General features: G+C 74.3%; 11 protein-coding genes and 2 tRNA genes. 10 read left to right on the top strand and 3 right to left on the bottom strand.

Annotated elements, in window-relative coordinates:
* Positions 1-19 precede the first annotated feature (19 nt).
* Positions 20-4,411, bottom strand: coding sequence for a response regulator (locus ACZ6EG_RS08585; RefSeq protein ID WP_469602809.1), 4,392 nt, complete (start codon positions 4,409-4,411; stop codon positions 20-22).
* A 202-nt stretch (positions 4,412-4,613) separates the two neighbouring features.
* On the bottom strand, positions 4,614-5,075 hold the full coding sequence (locus ACZ6EG_RS08580; protein WP_391971694.1) for an SSI family serine proteinase inhibitor: 462 nt from the start codon (positions 5,073-5,075) through the stop codon (positions 4,614-4,616).
* Positions 5,076-5,254: 179 nt separating this feature from the next.
* Between ACZ6EG_RS08580 and ACZ6EG_RS08575 the strand changes: the two genes are divergently transcribed.
* The 3 genes from ACZ6EG_RS08575 (at position 5,255) to ACZ6EG_RS08565 (ending at position 7,258) form a co-directional block, all read left to right on the top strand.
* Positions 5,255-5,345 (top strand) — tRNA-Ser (locus tag ACZ6EG_RS08575).
* A gap of 203 nt (positions 5,346-5,548) precedes the next feature.
* Positions 5,549-5,621 (top strand) — tRNA-Arg (locus ACZ6EG_RS08570).
* A gap of 149 nt (positions 5,622-5,770) precedes the next feature.
* On the top strand, positions 5,771-7,258 hold the full coding sequence (locus tag ACZ6EG_RS08565) for a peptidoglycan D,D-transpeptidase FtsI family protein (protein WP_391971693.1): 1,488 nt from the start codon (positions 5,771-5,773) through the stop codon (positions 7,256-7,258).
* 49 nt (positions 7,259-7,307) lie between these two features.
* Here the strand turns inward: ACZ6EG_RS08565 and ACZ6EG_RS08560 are convergent, their stop codons facing one another.
* Positions 7,308-7,697, bottom strand: a complete 390-nt coding sequence (locus ACZ6EG_RS08560) for a winged helix-turn-helix transcriptional regulator (RefSeq protein ID WP_391971692.1) — start codon at positions 7,695-7,697, stop codon at positions 7,308-7,310.
* Positions 7,698-7,834: 137 nt separating this feature from the next.
* Here ACZ6EG_RS08560 and ACZ6EG_RS08555 point away from each other — a divergent pair, with 137 nt between their 5' ends.
* From ACZ6EG_RS08555 to ACZ6EG_RS08525, 7 genes are all read left to right on the top strand, one after another.
* A complete protein-coding gene (locus ACZ6EG_RS08555) occupies positions 7,835-8,251 on the top strand; it encodes a hypothetical protein (RefSeq protein WP_469602803.1) in 417 nt (138 codons plus the stop codon).
* Positions 8,252-8,327: 76 nt separating this feature from the next.
* Positions 8,328-9,209 (top strand): DUF2797 domain-containing protein, encoded by an 882-nt coding sequence (locus ACZ6EG_RS08550; protein WP_469602800.1) that lies wholly within the window; start codon positions 8,328-8,330, stop codon positions 9,207-9,209.
* A gap of 83 nt (positions 9,210-9,292) precedes the next feature.
* Positions 9,293-10,198: an amidohydrolase family protein gene (locus ACZ6EG_RS08545; protein WP_469602797.1), complete on the top strand. Its 906-nt coding sequence runs from the start codon at positions 9,293-9,295 to the stop codon at positions 10,196-10,198.
* 99 nt (positions 10,199-10,297) lie between these two features.
* Complete coding sequence (locus tag ACZ6EG_RS08540; protein WP_391971688.1) at positions 10,298-11,038, top strand: response regulator transcription factor; 741 nt, start codon at positions 10,298-10,300, stop codon at positions 11,036-11,038.
* Entirely contained in the window at positions 11,035-12,597 is a 1,563-nt protein-coding gene (locus ACZ6EG_RS08535; protein ID WP_469602792.1) for a HAMP domain-containing sensor histidine kinase, read from the top strand. The genes ACZ6EG_RS08540 and ACZ6EG_RS08535 overlap by 4 nt, the downstream gene beginning before the upstream one ends.
* Positions 12,598-12,611: 14 nt before the next feature.
* A complete protein-coding gene (locus ACZ6EG_RS08530; protein ID WP_469602789.1) occupies positions 12,612-14,009 on the top strand; it encodes a bifunctional glycosyltransferase family 2/GtrA family protein in 1,398 nt (465 codons plus the stop codon).
* Positions 14,006-16,165 carry a glycosyltransferase family 39 protein gene (locus ACZ6EG_RS08525; RefSeq protein ID WP_391971685.1) on the top strand — a complete coding sequence of 720 codons (2,160 nt, stop codon included), beginning with the start codon at positions 14,006-14,008 and terminating at the stop codon, positions 16,163-16,165. The genes ACZ6EG_RS08530 and ACZ6EG_RS08525 overlap by 4 nt, the downstream gene beginning before the upstream one ends.
* Positions 16,166-16,196 lie beyond the last annotated feature (31 nt).

Below are 16,196 nucleotides of genomic sequence, written 5' to 3'. Positions count from 1 at the left end.
ACTCACCCGGCTCCCGGCGTCAGTTGGTGCCGATCCGCGAGAGCAGTTCGACGATCCGGGACTGCACCTCGCCACTGGTGGAACGCTCCGCCAGGAACAGCACCGTCTCGCCCGAGGCCAGCCGCGGCAGGTCGGCCGGGTCGACGGCGGCCGTGTAGACGACGAGCGGGGTGCGGTTGAGCTGCCCGTTGGCGCGCAGCCAGTCGATGATCCCGGCGTGGCCCCCCTGGTGCCGCTCGACCTGCATCAGGTCCATCACGACGAGGTTCGGGCGGAACTGCCCCGCCAGCGTCACCGCGTCGGCGTCGCTCGCCGCCCGCGCCACCTGCATCCCGCGCCGCTCCAGCGTCGCGGTCAGCGCCAGCGCGATCTCCGCGTGCTCCTCGATCAGCAGGACGCGCGGCGGGTGCTGCTCGCTGTCCCGCGGCGCGAGCGCCTTCAGCAGGACGGCCGGATCGGCACCGTAGGCGGCGTCGCGCGAGGCCTGGCCGAGGCCGGCCGTGACCAGCACCGGCACCTCGGCCGCCACCGCCGCCTGCCGCAGCGACTGGAGCGCGGTGCGGGTGATCGGCCCGGTCAGCGGGTCCACGAACAGCGCGGCGGGGAACGCCGCGATCTGCGCGTCGACCTCCTCGCGCGAGTGCACGATGACCGGCCGGTAGCCGCGGTCACTGAGCGCCTGCTGGGTGGAGACGTCCGGCGCGGGCCACACGAGCAGCCGGCGCGGGTTGTCCAGCGGCTCCGGCGGCAGCTCGTCGTCCATCGGCTGCGGACGCGGCGGGTCGGCCACCTCCACGGCACCGCCGGGCCCGTCCAGCGGCTCGGGCCCCTCGGCGGCGTTCTTGTCCGGCGCCCCTATGGCGTACGACCGTCCGACGCCCTCCGTGCCCGGGGCGCGCCGGGGCTGGCCCCCGGCCAGAGGAGGCTGTTCCGGCCCCGACGTCGCTGGCGGGGGCTGGGACTGCTGCGGTGCCGCGGGCTGCGCGGCGGTGGGCGGCTGTTCGGGCGACGGGTGCGGGCGGACCGTGGCCGGGTCGGGCGGCGTACCCAGCTTGCGGCGCCGGCCCGACCCGCTCGGCTGCTGCGGGGCGGGGGTGGCCGTCGGCTGCTGCACCTGGACCGCCTGCCGGTTGAACGGCACGCCCTGGCCCAGCGTCCGCACGCTGATCGACCGCCCCTGGGTCGAGTTCGGGTCGACGGGCGCGGACGCCTCCGCGGGCAGGGGCTGCGCCGCGCGGGGAGCGGGGGCGTTCTCGGGCGGCAGCGGGGTGCCCCGGCTCGGCGTGGTGACGGGGGCGGTCCGCGGGGGCGCCGGGGCCTGCGGCGCGGCGGGGGCCGCTCCGGTCGTGCCGGGGGCGGCCGCGGGAGCGGGGCCGGGGACACCGTCGGGCGGTACGGGGACGCCGGTGGACTGCGCGGGCGCCCCGGTGGGCGGCAGCGGGGCGCCGTGGGGCGGTACGGGGGCTCCGGCTCCCGAGGCGTCCGCGGCACCGGGCCACGGCGCCCCGCTGCCGGGGGCACCGGCGGGGTGCGGAGCGGCGGCGGCCTCGGCCGGCCGCGGCGCCTCGGCGTGGGCGGCGGCCGGCGGGGGCACCGGCCCGGGTGCGGCCTGCCCGGGTACGCCCTGGGCCGGTACCTCGGCCGGCATCTGTGCCGGTACGCCCTGACCGGCGGCGGTGTTCCGCGGCGGCACCGGGGCCCCGTGCGCGGGCGCGCCCGGCGCCGGCACGGACTCCGCGTCCTGCGGGGCGCCGGCCCCGGCCCGGCGGCGGCGTCCCGTGGGCGCCTCGGTCGGGTGCGGCTGCGGCGGGGTGTGGTCGTCGGCCTGGTGGTGCGGCACGGCGTCGTGCCGGCCCTCGTCGAGCGGGACGCCGACGGGCAGCGGAGCGTCGGCGGGCACGGCCGGACCGGGCACGGGGACCTGACCCGGCGTCACCGCGGCGGGTGCCCCGGCCGACCCCGCCGGCCCGTCGGACGGCCGGTCCGCGTCGGCGGGCGGCAGGGCGAAGACCTGACGCGGCGCCGCCTCCTGCGCGGCGGCCCGCTCGTTGGCGGATGCCAGGGCACGGCGCCGGCGTCCGGTCGGCCGGTCCCCGTCGGCCGCGCCGGTCGCGTCTGCGGGGTCGGCCGCCCCGGCCTGCGCGGGCAGGGCCGGAGGCAGCGCGTGCTGCTCACCGCCGTCCCGCCGGGCGCGCCGGCCGCCGGGCGCGGGGACGCCCTGCGGCGGTACGGTCCCGCCGAGTCCGGTGTTGGAGGCCGCGGCCCCACCGCCGTGCTCGCCGGCCATGAGGACGGCGCCCTCGGACACCCCGGCGAGCGCCGCCGGGTGCGGGCCCTCGCCGGCCGCGTCCGCGTTCTCCGCGGGACGCCCGCGCCGGCGCCCGGTCCCGCCGGACCCCTCGCCCGGCGCCGCCTGCGCGGGGACCGGCAGCGGGACCTGCGTCCGGATCTGCTCCCCGGCGGCCTGCTCCTGGCCCTGCGCGGCAGGCCGCCTGCGCCGTCCGGTCGGTACGGAGTCCCCGTCGGGGCCGGTCGGATCGGCGTCGGCACCCTCGCCCGCCGCACCGTCGGTGCCGCTCTCCAGGAACGCGTCGACCGAAGCCCGCCGGGCGCGCCGCCGTCCGGCGCCCGACGCCGGCTCCTGGACGGCCAGGGCGCTGCCCGCCTCCGCGGCACCGGCGGCCGACGCCTCCGCGTGGGCCGGTGCCGCCGGACCCGGTGCCGGGGCGTCGGCGACGACGGCCCCCGCCCCACCGCCGATCGGCACCTCCAGCACGTAGGCGCTGCCGCTCATGCCGGGCACCTGGTGCGTCTGCAGCACGCCCCCGTGCGCCCGTACGATCCCGCGCACGATCGGCTCGTGCACCGGGTCTCCCCCGGCGTACGGCCCGCGCACCTCGATGCGTACGCTCTCGCCGCGCTGCGCCGCCGCGACCACGACGGTGTTGTCGAGGTAGCCGCCGGTCGCCGACACGGGAGAGTTGCCGGTGGCGTCGACGCCCGCGACGTCCGCGACGAGATGGGCCAGCGCGACGGCCAGCAGCCGCGGATCGACCTCCGCCTCGATGGGCGGCGCGTGCACGGCGAACTGCACGCGTCCCGGCCCGATCAGCTCGACGGCCCCGTCGACACCGGCGGCGACGACGGCGTCGAGCATCACCTTGGTGCGGGCGACGTTCTCGTTGCCGACGTCGAGGCGCTGGTAGCCGAGGACGTTGTCGATGAGGGTGGTGATGCGCGAGTAGCCGGCCGACAGGTGGTGCAGCACCTGGTTGGCCTCGGGCCACAACTGCCCGGCGTCGTCCGCGGCCAGCGCGGCCAGCTCCTGGCGCAGTTCGTCCAGGGGCCCGCGCAGCGAGCCCCCGAGGAGGGTCAGCAGCTGTTCGTGCCGGGCGGCGAGCGCCTCGTAGCGGTCCTTCTCCCGCTCACCGAGCGCGGCGTAGCGGTCGGCGTCCGCGGCGGTCTCCTCCGCGTGCTTCTCCCGCAGCTCCGCCAGCTCGCGCACGTGGCTCTGGCGCAGGGCGGTCAGCTCGGCGGCGTGCTCCTCGGCGAGCCGCTCCCGCTCCTCGGCGTGCCGCCGCTCGGCGTCCTCGTGCTCCTTGACCAGCGCGTCGTACGGGCGCCGGTCGGTGAAGGTCATGACGGCGCCGACGAGCTGGTCGCCGTCGCGGACGGGCGCGGTCGTCAGGTCGACCGGCAAGGGGTCGCCGTTCTTGGCGAACACCACCTGCCCGCGCACCCGGTGCTTGCGCCCGGAGCGCAGGGTGTCGGCGAGCGGGGACTCGTCGTACGGGAAGGGGGAGCCGTCGGCCCGCGAGTGCAGGACGAGCGTGTGCAGTTCGCGGCCGCCGAGGTCGCTGGCCCGGTACCCGAGTATCTGGGCGGCGGCCGGGTTGACGAGGACGATCCGCCCGTCGGTGTCGGTGCCGACGACACCCTCGGAGGCGGCCCGCAGGATCATCTCGGTCTGCCGCTGCGAACGCGCCAGCTCGGCCTCGGTGTCGACGGTGCCGGAGAGGTCGCGGACGACGAGCATCAGCAGTTCGTCGCCGGTGTAGCCGTAGGTGTCGTAGGCCTGCTGACCGGTCTCCAGGTTGGCGCTGGTGACCTCGACCGGGAACTCGGAGCCGTCGGTGCGCCGGGCGACCATCCGCGTCGGCTTGGTGCGCGCCCGCGGGTCGATGTGGTCCGGCCGCCGCATGGACCCGGGGATGAGCCGCGAGTCGAACTGCGGCAGCAGATCCAGCAGCCCGCGCCCCACCAGCGCGGTGCCCGGGGTCTCGAAGGCCTCCAGGGCGATGGTGTTGGCGTTGACCACGGTGCCGTTGGCGTTGACCAGGACCAACGCGTCAGGCAGCGCGTCCAGTATGGCTGCGAGGCGAGCAGCGCCTCGGGATGGCCTGCTGCTCACGAGACGCTTCCCTCCTGTTACCGCACTTGCCGACCGCTCGGGCCATCTTGCCAATCGGCCCGCAGCGTGTCACGCGAGGGAGTCTAAGGGTTGGGGCCCGCCGGGCGGGGTGGGACGGGACGGAGGTCGCACGCGGAAGTGACGTAGAACGTGTGACCGGGCGCCCGCGCGCCGCCCCCTCCGCGCTCCGGGAGGCGGCCGGTCACGGCCGTCCCGGCGCCCCCACCTCGGGCAGCAGCGGCACCATGCGGTCCCAGCGGGAGATCTCGCAGCCGTCCCGCCGGTCGAACGTCACGTCGACGGGGCGCCCCGCCCAGACGCCCGTGACGTGCGCGGTGGCCGGTCCGCCGTACTGCATGGTGCAGAAGCTGCCCTCGGGGACCGGGGCGAAGGCGTCCTGGCCCCAGCGCGTGTCGCGCTCGACGACGTCGCAGGCGCCGGCCGGGTCGGGGTGGCTGCCGCCGGCCGGGCCGCAGTGCAGCTCGTACGTCCCGTCCGCGCCCGGCCCCGCGTCCCGGACGGTGACGGTGAGGTGGTCGCCGTCCGGTGCGCCGGGGCCGTGGGCCGCGGCCGGGTGCGCGGCGGACAGGGAGGCGAGGGAGGCGACGGACAGCGCGGCGGCGCCGAGGAGGCGGGCGGCGGGGATGCGGGTGACCTGGAGCATGCCCTGACTAACGCGCCGGCCCGCCGTACGTTGCGCGGCCGTCCGCGGACCGGGCCGCAACGGCTTTGCCCTGCGGCCCGCCCGCCTAGTACCGTGGGGGCCGATTGGTGACAGCGCGCTCGACTGTGTCATCATCGGCACGCGCCACTCGCGCTCGCACGCGAGAGGTGATGTTGTCTGGAGGCGTCGCCTAGTCCGGTCTATGGCGCCGCACTGCTAATGCGGTTTGGGTCTTAAAGCCCATCGAGGGTTCAAATCCCTCCGCCTCCGCACGATCACCGAAGCCCCGGCCCACACGGCCGGGGCTTCGGTGCTGTCCGGGGTCCCCGCTTGACGTCCTGAAGGGCGTTTTCGCAGCTCACAAGGGGTGGGGCTAACGGATTTCACATGACGGCGGCAGTCATGTAATGTTCTTCCTGTCGCCGCGAACGGGCCGGAAGGAACGGGAGCGGCGGTAAAACTGAACAGGACAAGCACTCGTAGCTTAACGGATAGAGCATCTGACTACGGATCAGAAGGTTGCAGGTTCGAATCCTGCCGAGTGCACATCTTCCAGAGGCCCCGTCGAGCAGTCGACGGGGCCTCTGGCTTTTCGCCACCCGGATGAACGGCCTCCGTGACTGTGTCTAGGGTGTGCCCATGTTGCGAGGACGCGTCTTCATATCCGTCCGGCCGAGTCTCGACGGGGGAAACCGGTGAACAAGCCACTGAGGGCTGTGGCGATCTTCTGTGGGCTGCTGGTGCTCGGGCTGCTGATCCGCGCGAACTGGCTGCAGTACGTCCGGGCGCCGGAGCTGGCCTCCGACACCAAGAACCGGCGGGTGCAGATCGAGCAGTTCGCCACCCCGCGCGGGGACATCGTCGTCGGGGGCCGGGCCATCACCGGCTCCACCGAGGTGAACGGCACCGACCTCAAGTTCAAGCGCACCTACGCCGACGGGCCGATGTACGCGCCGGTGACGGGATACGCGTCGCAGGCCCAGGGCATGACGCTGCTGGAGAAGACCTACGACGGCATCCTGACCGGCAAGGACGACCGGCTGGCCTTCCAGCGGTTCGCCGACGTCGTCAGCGGTGAGGGCCGGCGCGCCGGTTCGGTGGTCACCACCATCGACCCCAAGGCGCAGAAGGCCGCCTGGGACGGGCTGACCGACCTGAAGGGCGCGCGGGGCGCCGTCGTCGCCCTCGACCCGGCGACGGGCAAGGTGCTGGCCCTGGTCTCCGCGCCGTCCGCCGACCCGTCGGTCTTCGCGGGCAGCACCTTCAAGGAGTCCGACCGCTTCGTGGCGCTCGACAAGGACAAGCGCAAGCCGCTGGCCAACCGCGCGCTGCGGGAGACCTACCCGCCGGGCTCCACCTTCAAGATCCTCACCGCGGCCGCCGCGCTGGAGCACGGGATCGTCAGCGATATCGACGCCCGCACGGACGCCGTGTCGCCCTACCCCCTGCCGCAGTCCAGCAACAAGATCGGCAGTGAGGCCGGCGACGGGGTCTGCAACAAGGCCTCGATGAAGACCGCCATGCAGTACTCGTGCAACAACGTCTTCCTCGACGCCGCCGCCAAGCTGGGGCAGGACAAGCTGCGGGAGACGGCCCAGAAGTTCGGCTTCAACGAGAACGTCTACTCCGACGACTTCGGGGACCTGCTCGCCACGAAGAGCCTCTACCCCGAGGGCCTCGACGCGCCGGGCACCGCGCTCACCGGCATGGGCCAGGGCAGCCTCACCAGCACACCGATGCAGATGGCCCTGGTCACCGCCGGACTGGCCAACGACGGAAAGGTGATGCAGCCCTACATCGTCGACGAGGTCAAGGGCCCCGACCTCGGCACGCTGGAGAAGACCGAGCCCGCGGTGATGAGCGAGGCGGTCTCCGCCGAGACCGCGCAGAAGGTCCAGCAGATGATGGAGTTCACCGCCAAGGAGGGCAGCGCCCGCCGCGCCCAGATCGACGGCATCACGGTCGGCGGCAAGACCGGCACCGCGCAGCGCGGTGTCGACGTGAACGACGAGGTGCCCTACGGCTGGTTCGTCTCCTACGGCAAGAAGGACGACGGGTCCTCCGTCGCCGTGGCCGTCTTCATCGACCCGACCGACATGGACATCTCCCGTGAGGACATCTCCGGTGGCGGTCTCGGCGCGCCCATCGCCAAGAGCGTCATGAAGGCGGTCCTGCAGCAGTGACGCGGCCGCGGGTGGCGGCGCGCCGGGTACGCCCGGCGCGCCGGGTGCGTCAGGCCTTCGCCGCGTCGTACGCCGCGCGGGCCCGCTCGACGGCCGCCATCCGCCGCTCCGTCCACAGCGCGAGGTCCCGTACCTGCTCGGCGGCCTCCCGGCCGAGCTCCGTCAGGGAGTAGTCCACGCGGGGCGGGATGACGGGTCTGGCGTCCCGGTGGACCAGGCCGTCGCGCTCCAGCGTGCGCAGGGTCTGCGCCAGCATCTTCTCGCTCACCCCGCCGATCTCCCGGCGCAGTTCGCTGAAGCGGTACGGGCGGTCCAGCAGCGCGATCAGGACCAGGGTGCCCCAGCGGCTGGTGACGTGCTCCATGACCAGACGCTCGGGGCACATCGTCGCTTCGGTGGCGCGTGCGCGGCTCACGAGGGTCGTCCTGCTGTCGGCCATGCTCGTACCCTACCCAGGGGTGGGCACTTTCGACAGGAAAGTGCATGTTCGGCCAGTCGGGACGGCTCTTTTCGATCTACTGTTCGGCTGTGGCCGCCTTGTACGGTGATCGCTGTCGATCAGGGGGAGGACACGACATGCGTGGATTCGTGCGTGCGACAGCCATCGCCGGAGCGCTGGGAACGGCGGCTCTGCTCGCGGTGCCGACGGCCTCGGCCGCCTCGGGGCCGGCGGTGGCGGCACCCGAGTGTGTCACCGACAGCCAGACCCACAAGCACGGCAGGGGCGAGATCGAGGTCTGCGTGGAGAACGGGCAGGCCCGAGTGACCGGTTGGGTCGAGGACCTGCTGCCGGGCGGCGGCTGGGTGACTCCGGACGGCGGCTGCGCCATCTGGTGGATCACCTTCCGAACCACCTCGGGCACCCAACTCCACGGTTCCCACATGGCCTGTCCGCACTTCGGGCAGCCCGCCTACAGGGAGTTCGCCTACGACGCCAACGTGCAGAACGTCACCGGGGTCGAGGAGCTCTACCTGGGGACCGCCTGGCTCTGACACACCCGCTGTCCCGTACGACGCCCCCCGGTTCGCCGGGGGGCGTTGTCAGTGGTGGCCCGTAGTCTCGACGGCGATGGCACAGGCGTGGAAGTGCGCGGGGCTGCGATGGGCGGCGGACGGTCCCGTGCTGCGGTGGGTCGGCGGGCGGGGCAGTGCGCTGACCCGGGGGAAGCGGGTGGCCTTCGCGGTCGCCGAAGAGGGTGTGCGGACGTGCGTGGGTGCGCGGGGGCACGCGTGTCCGGCAGAGACCGCCGTGCCGGGGCGGAGCACGGGGGCGCGGTGCGAGGAGTGCGCGCGGCTGGACCGGGTGCACTCCGTGGCCGCCGACACGATCGCGGACGACCCGCGGCCGTACCGCGTGTACCTGGCGTGGTTCGGGCCGGGCCTGGTCAAGGTGGGGATCACCGCGTACGCACGGGGAGACGCCCGGCTCCTGGAGCAGGGGGCCGTGTGTTTCAGCTGGCTGGGCCACGGGCCGCTGATGGCCGCGCGGCGCACCGAGGAGCTGCTGCGGGCCGCGCTGCGGGTGCCCGACCGCATCCCGTACGCCCGCAAGCGAGCGGTGCGGGCGGGGCTGCCCGAGTCCGAGGCGGAGCGGCTGTCCGAGATCGCGGAGCTGCACGCGCGGGCGGTGGGGCTCGGTGGCTGGCCGGAGTCGCTGACGCCGGAGCCGTTCCGGGGCGTGGACCACGCGGGCGTGTTCGGGGTCGCGGGGGCGGGACCCGGGCCGGCCGCGGTGGCGGAGGTGGCCGAGCTGGTGGCGGGCGGGGCGGTCGGAGGTGAGCTGGTGGCGGCCGCGGGCCCGGATCTGCATCTGGCGACGGAGCGCGGGGTCGTCGTGCTGGACACGCGGCTGATGACCGGGTGGGAGCTGGTGCCGGCCGGTGGCGCGCCGTGTGCCGTGCCGGTGCGGGATCTCAAAGGAGCGGCCGGAGTACAGGACGGGCTGTTCTGACCTCGCGCCGGCGTCCTAGCTTTCCCTTCGCCCCGCCCCCCCGACCTCTTGTCCCCGGGCGTGGCGGGGGCGATGGTGGCCGCATGAGTGATCACGAGGCCGGACGGGTCCGTCGGTTCTGGGAGGGGCTCGGGCTGCCCGGACTGGTCGACGTGCACACGCACTTCATGCCCGAACGCGTGCTGCGCAAGGTCTGGGGCTACTTCGACGCCCTGGGACCGCTGACCGGCGGCGTCGAGTGGCCGATCACCTACCGGCAGGAGGAGGACGAACGCACGGCGCTGCTGAGGCGGTTCGGGGTGCGGGCCTTCACGGCCATGCTCTACCCGCACAAGCCGGGCATGGCCCGCTGGCTGAACGGCTGGGCGGTGGACTTCGCCCGCCGGACGCCCGACTGCCTGCACACCTCCACGCTGTTCCCGGAACCGGGAGCCCGGACGTACGTCCGGGAGGCCGTCGAGGCGGGCGCGCGGGTCTTCAAGGCCCACGTGCAGGTGGGGGCGTACGACCCGGCCGACGAGCTGCTCGACGAGGCGTGGGGGGTGCTCGCCGAGGCGGGGGTGCCGGTCGTGATCCACTGCGGGTCCGGGCCCGCCCCCGGCAAGCACACCGGGCCCGAGCCGATCGCACGGGTGCTGGCGCGGCACCCCCGGCTGCGGTTGGTCGTCGCGCACCTGGGGATGCCCGAGTACGAGGACTTCCTCAACCTCGCCGAGCGGTACGGCGAGGTGCGGCTGGACACGACCATGGCGTTCACCGACTTCAGCGAGCGGCTGGCGCCCTTCCCGCGCCGGGCGCTGCCCCGGCTGGCGGACGTCGGCGACCGCGTGCTGCTCGGGTCGGACTTCCCCAACATCCCCTATCCCTACCTGCACCAGCTGCACGCGCTGGAGCGGCTGGAGCTGGGGGACGACTGGCTGCGGGGCGTGTGCCACGACAACGCGGCACGGCTCTTCGGGCTGCCGGGGCCCGACCGGGCGGGAGCCTGAGGTCCGGCGGCGTTTCCCTGAGAGCCCCCTGTGGGTTTCTCAGGGAAATCACAGCTCGGGAAAAGGGTGCTCTCAGAGCGCCCCGACATCGTGTCCGGTATGACCACGACCTCGCCCCAGGGGCGCACCGAACTGCTGAGGCCGGACGGGAGCCCCGTCCGGGTGCTCGTGGTGGACGACGAGCTGTCCATCACCGAGCTGCTGTCCATGGCCCTGCGCTACGAGGGCTGGCAGATCCGCAGCGCCGGGGACGGGCACGGTGCCGTCCAGGCCGCGCGGGAGTTCCGGCCCGACGCCGTCGTGCTGGACATGATGCTGCCCGACATGGACGGGCTGAGCGTGCTGGGGCGGCTGCGCCGCGACCTGCCGGACGTGCCGGTGCTGTTCCTGACCGCGAAGGACGCGGTCGAGGACCGGATCGCCGGGCTGACGGCCGGCGGGGATGACTACGTCACCAAGCCCTTCAGCCTGGAGGAGGTCGTCGCCCGGCTGCGCGGACTGATCCGGCGCTCCGGCGCCGCCGACCGGCGCTCCGACTCCGTGCTCGTCGTCGGCGACCTCACCCTCGACGAGGACAGCCACGAGGTCACCCGGGGCGGCGACGGCATCCACCTCACCGCCACCGAGTTCGAGCTGCTGCGCTTCCTGATGCGCAATCCGCGGCGGGTGCTGAGCAAGGCGCAGATCCTGGACCGCGTGTGGTCCTACGACTTCGGCGGCCAGGCCAACGTGGTCGAGCTGTACATCTCCTACCTGCGGCGGAAGATCGACGCCGGGCGCGAGCCGATGATCCACACCCGGCGCGGTGCCGGCTATCTGATCAAGCCCGCCGCCTCGTGAGCCGACGGCGACGACCGCGGCCGCGGACCCTGCGGACGCGGCTCGTCGTCGCGTCCGTGGCGCTGATCGCGGTGGTGTGCGCGGTGATCGGCACGGTGACGACGGTGGCGCTGCGGTCGCACCTGTACGAGCAGCTGGACGGGCAGGTGCGCGAGGTCGCGATGCGGGTGTCCGGGTTCAAGCCGCCCGGTGACCCCGAGCCCGGCGGCGACGGCCCGCAGCGGATCGACCTCGACGAGTTCGTCACCCGCGGCCCGCAGCCCCGCGGCACGATCGTCGCCGAGGTGCGGGACGGCACCGTCGTCGACGCCGCGTTCGGCGAGAAGGACGACGACAGCACCGACTTCAGCGGGATGACCGCGGTCTCCCTCACCGGGGCCCAGCGGGCCGAGCTGGCCACCGTGGAGCGGGACGGCCGGACGCACACCGTCGGCATCGGCGGCCTCGGCGACTACCGCGTGCAGTACAAGGACGGCTACTACGCCGCCGTCCCCACCTCCGAGGTCACCCGGACCCTCCACACCCTGATCCTCGTGGAGGCCAGCGTCACCGCCGCCGGCCTCGTCGCCGCCTCCCTCGCCGGGACCGTCATCGTCGGCGTCGCCACCCGCCCCCTGCGCAGGGTCGCCGCCACCGCCACCCGGGTCTCCGAACTGCCGCTGCACGCCGGCGAGGTGAACCTCGACGAACGCGTCCCGGACGCCGAGTGCGATCCGCACACCGAGGTCGGCCGGGTGGGCGCCGCGCTCAACCGGATGCTGGACCACGTGCACGGAGCGCTGCACGCACGGCAGGAGAGCGAGACGCGGGTACGGCAGTTCGTCGCCGACGCCAGCCACGAGCTGCGCACCCCCCTCGCCTCCATCCGCGGGTACGCCGAACTCACCCGCAGGGGGCGGGAACAGGTCGGCCCCGACACCCGGCACGCGCTGGGCCGGATCGAGTCCGAGGCCGGGCGGATGACCCTGCTGGTCGAGGACCTGCTGCTGCTGGCCCGCCTGGACGCCGGGCGGCCGCTGCGGTTCGAGCGGACCGATCTCGTACCGCTGGTCGTGGACACCGTGAGCGACGCCCGCGCGGCCGGGCTCGACCACGACTGGCGGCTCGACCTGCCCGAGGAACCCGTGCTGGTCTCGGCCGACGCCGCCCGGCTCCAGCAGGTGCTGGTCAACCTGCTGGGCAACGCCCGCACCCACACCCCACCCGGCACGACCGTCACCGCGCGCGTGCGGCGCAGCGGCGCGTGGCTGTGCGTGGACGTGGAGGACGACGGGCAGGGCATCCCGGCCGCGTTGCTGCCGCGCGTCTTCGAACGGTTCGCGCGCGGCGACTCGGCACGGTCCCGGGCGACCGGCTCCACGGGCCTCGGGCTCGCCATCGTGCAGGCGGTGGCGACCGCGCACGGCGGTGCCGTGACGGTCGGCAGCGTGCCCGGACGGACGGTCTTCACCCTGCACCTGCCCGCGCTCGCACCGGACGGTCCGCCCGGCGAGGGCGGCGGCCGGGACCACTCACAGGCACGGCACAGCGTCACCACACGGGTGCGACAGGGGACGTGAGAAGAGTCGGGCCCATGCGAACCGACTCTTCTCCCGGCTCCCTGCCGGCACGGGAGCACCTCCCGGCCGCAGGAGCCGGTACGCCTGTCCTGGACGTCGTGGTCCCCGTCTACAACGAGGAGAAGGACCTCAGGCCGTGCGTCCTGCGGCTGCACGCCCACCTCACCCGGACGTTCCCCTACGGCTTCCGCATCACGGTCGCGGACAACGCCTCCACGGACGCCACCCCGCACGTCGCCGCCCGGCTCGCGGCCGAGCTGGCGGAGGTCGTGTCCGTACGGCTGGAGCAGAAGGGGCGGGGCCGGGCGCTGCGCACCGTCTGGTCGGCCTCGGACGCGCCCGTCCTCGCCTACATGGACGTCGACCTGTCCACCGACCTGAACGCGCTGCTGCCGCTGGTCGCCCCGCTGATATCCGGGCACTCGGACCTCGCCATCGGCTCCCGGCTCGCCCGCAGCTCGCGGGTGGTGCGCGGCGCCAAGCGGGAGTTCGTCTCCCGGTCCTACAACCTCATCCTGCGCGGCTCCCTCCAGGCCCGCTTCTCCGACGCCCAGTGCGGCTTCAAGGCGATCCGCCGGGACGTGGCCCAGGTGCTGCTGCCGCTGGTGGAGGACACCGGCTGGTTCTTCGACACCGAGATGCTGGTGCTCGCCGAACGGGCCGGCTGCCGTATCCACGAGGTGCCGGTCGACTGGGTCGACGACCCCGACTCGACCGTGCACATCGTGCGCACCGCGACCGAGGACCTCAAGGGCGTGTGGCGGGTGGGCAGGGCCCTGGCCACCGGTTCGCTGCCGCTGGACCGGCTGGCCCGGCCGTTCGGTGACGACCCGAGGGACCGGGAGCTGACGGACGTACCGCAGGGCCTGGCCCGGCAACTCGTCGGCTTCTGCGTCGTCGGCGTCCTGTCCACCCTCTTCTACCTGCTGCTCTACAGCGGCTTCCGGCCCTTCTGCGGCTCCCAGACCGCCAACGCGCTGGCCCTGCTGGTCTCGGCGGTCGCCAACACCGCCGCCAACCGGAGGCTGACCTTCGGGGTGCGGGGCCGGGCCGGCGCCGCACGGCACCAGGCGCAGGGGCTGGTCGTCTTCGGCATCGGTCTCGTCCTGACCGCCGGTTCGCTCGCCGCGCTGAACGCGGCGACCGCCGACCCGGACCACTCCACCGAGCTGGCGGTGCTGATCGCCGCCAACCTCGCGGCCACCGTGCTGCGGTTCCTGCTCTTCCGCGCCTGGGTGTTCCCGGACACGCCGCCCGCGGAGTCCCCGGAGGCACCCCGCACCGTGCCCGCGCCGCCGGTCCCGGACCCGCCCGCCGCCCGGTATCCGGACGCGGGCCGCCCCTGGAACGATGCCGCCGCGAGCCTCCGGCCGGCCCACCCCGCCGACACCCACCCGAGGGACGGACGATGACGACGCACCTTGACCGGACGACGGACGCGGGGGCCGCGCGTCCCCCGGGTGGGGCCGCGCCCGGGACACCTGGGCGGCTGCGGCGGCTGTGGCGGGGCCGCCCCGAGGACGCCCGCTGGGTGCGCCCGGCCCTCCTCGGACTGCTGCTCGCCACCGCCCTGCTGTACCTGTACGACCTGAGCGCCTCCGGTTACGCCAACTCCTTCTACTCGGCGGCCGTGCAGGCGGGCAGCGAGTCCTGGAAGGCGTTCTTCTTCGGTTCGCTCGACGCCGCGAACGCCATCACCGTCGACAAGCCCCCGGCCGCGCTGTGGCCCATGGCCCTGGCGGTGCGGGTCTTCGGGCTCGGCTCGTGGTCGATCCTGGTCCCCGAGGTGCTGATGGGCGTCGCGACGGTCGCCGTCGTGTACGCGGCGGTGCGCCGCCGGTTCACTCCCGCGGCCGGGCTGATCGCCGGTGCCGTGCTGGCGCTGACGCCCGTCGCGGCGCTGATGTTCCGGTTCAACAACCCGGACGCGCTGCTGGCACTGCTGATGTCCGTCGCCTGCTGGCTGGTCGTCCGCGCGCTGGAGGACGGCCGGACCAGGTGGCTGGTGTGGGCGGGCGTCGCGATCGGCTTCGCGTTCCTGGCGAAGACGCTCCAGGCCTTCCTGATCCTGCCGCCGCTCGCCGTCGTGTACGGCGTCTGCGCGCCGGTGCGGCTGCGCAAGCGGCTGGGACAGATGGCGGTGGCGACCGCCGCGATCGTCGTCTCCGGCGGCTGGTGGGTCGCGGTCGTGGAGCTGTGGCCCGCGTCGTCGCGGCCGTACATCGGCGGCTCGCAGAACAACAGCTTCCTGGAGCTGACCTTCGGCTACAACGGCCTCGGCCGGCTCAACGGCGAGGAGACCGGCAGCGTCGGCGGCGGTGGCGGCACGGGCGGCGGGGGCCAGTGGGGCGAGACCGGCTGGGACCGGATGTTCAACTCCGAGATCGGGGGCCAGATCTCCTGGCTGCTCCCGGCCGCCCTGATCCTCCTCGTCGCGGGGCTCGTCGCCACGCGGCGCGGCGGCCGTACCGACCCCGCCCGCGCGGCCTTCCTGGTCTGGGGCGGGTCGCTGCTGACGACCACGGCCGTCTTCAGCTACATGGCGGGCATCTTCCACCAGTACTACACGGTGGCCCTCGCGCCCTACCTGGCGGCCGTCGTCGGCATGGGCGCCGCGGTGCTGTGGGAGCGGCGCGAGCGGATCTGGGCGTCCCTCGTCCTCGCCGCCGCCGTCACGGCGACCGCGGCCTGGGGGTACGTCCTCCTCGGCCGCACGCCCGACTACCTGCCCTGGCTGAAGTGGCTGGTCCTCGTCGGGGGCCTGGTCGCCGCTCTCGGGTGCGTCTTCGTCGGGCGGCTGGGGCGGCGGACCGCGCTCACGGTGGCGGCGCTGGGCCTGGTGGCGTCGCTGGCCGCGCCCACCGCGTACACGCTGAGCACCGTGCGGGAGGGGCACAGCGGCTCCATCGTGACCGCCGGTCCGGCCGGCGCGAGCATGATGGGGGGCCCGGGCGGTGGCGGTGGCCGGGGGACCTTTCCCGGCGGCGGGACCACGCCCGGCCGGGAGCAGGGCCAGGGCCAGGGTGGTCCCGGCAACGGCGGCCTTCCCGGAGGCGCACCGGGCCGGAACGGCCAGACGGCCCCGAACGGTCAGGCCGCTCCGAACGGTCAGGCCGCTCCGAACGGCCAGTCGCCCCCGGCCGGTCGGACCGGTGAAGGCGGTCCCATGGGCGGGGGCGGCGGTGGCATGGGCGGCCTGCTCAACGGCGCCCAGGTCGACTCCGAGGCCAGGGAACTGCTGGAGGCGGACGCCGACCGCTCCACCTGGGTCGCCGCCGCGATCGGTGCCCAGAACGCCGCGAGCTACCAGCTCAGCACCGGTGACCCGGTGATGGCGATCGGCGGCTTCAACGGTACGGACCCCTCGCCGACGCTCGCCGAGTTCAAGAAGTACGTGGCCGACGGGGAGATCCACTACTTCGTCGGAGGCGGAGGCGGCGGAGCCATGGGCGGCACGGACGACGCCTCCGGCACCCCGGCGCAGATCACCTCGTGGGTGGAGGCCAACTTCCAAGAGGTCACGGTCGGTTCGGCCACCTTCTACGACCTCACCCGACCGAGCACCTGACCCTGATCCGAACCCTGCTCGGGGCCGCGAG

This window comes from Streptomyces sp. NPDC041968 (assembly GCF_055589025.1).
The sequence above is the reverse complement of the archived record's forward strand: the minus strand, read 5'-3'. Positions and strand labels throughout refer to the sequence as shown.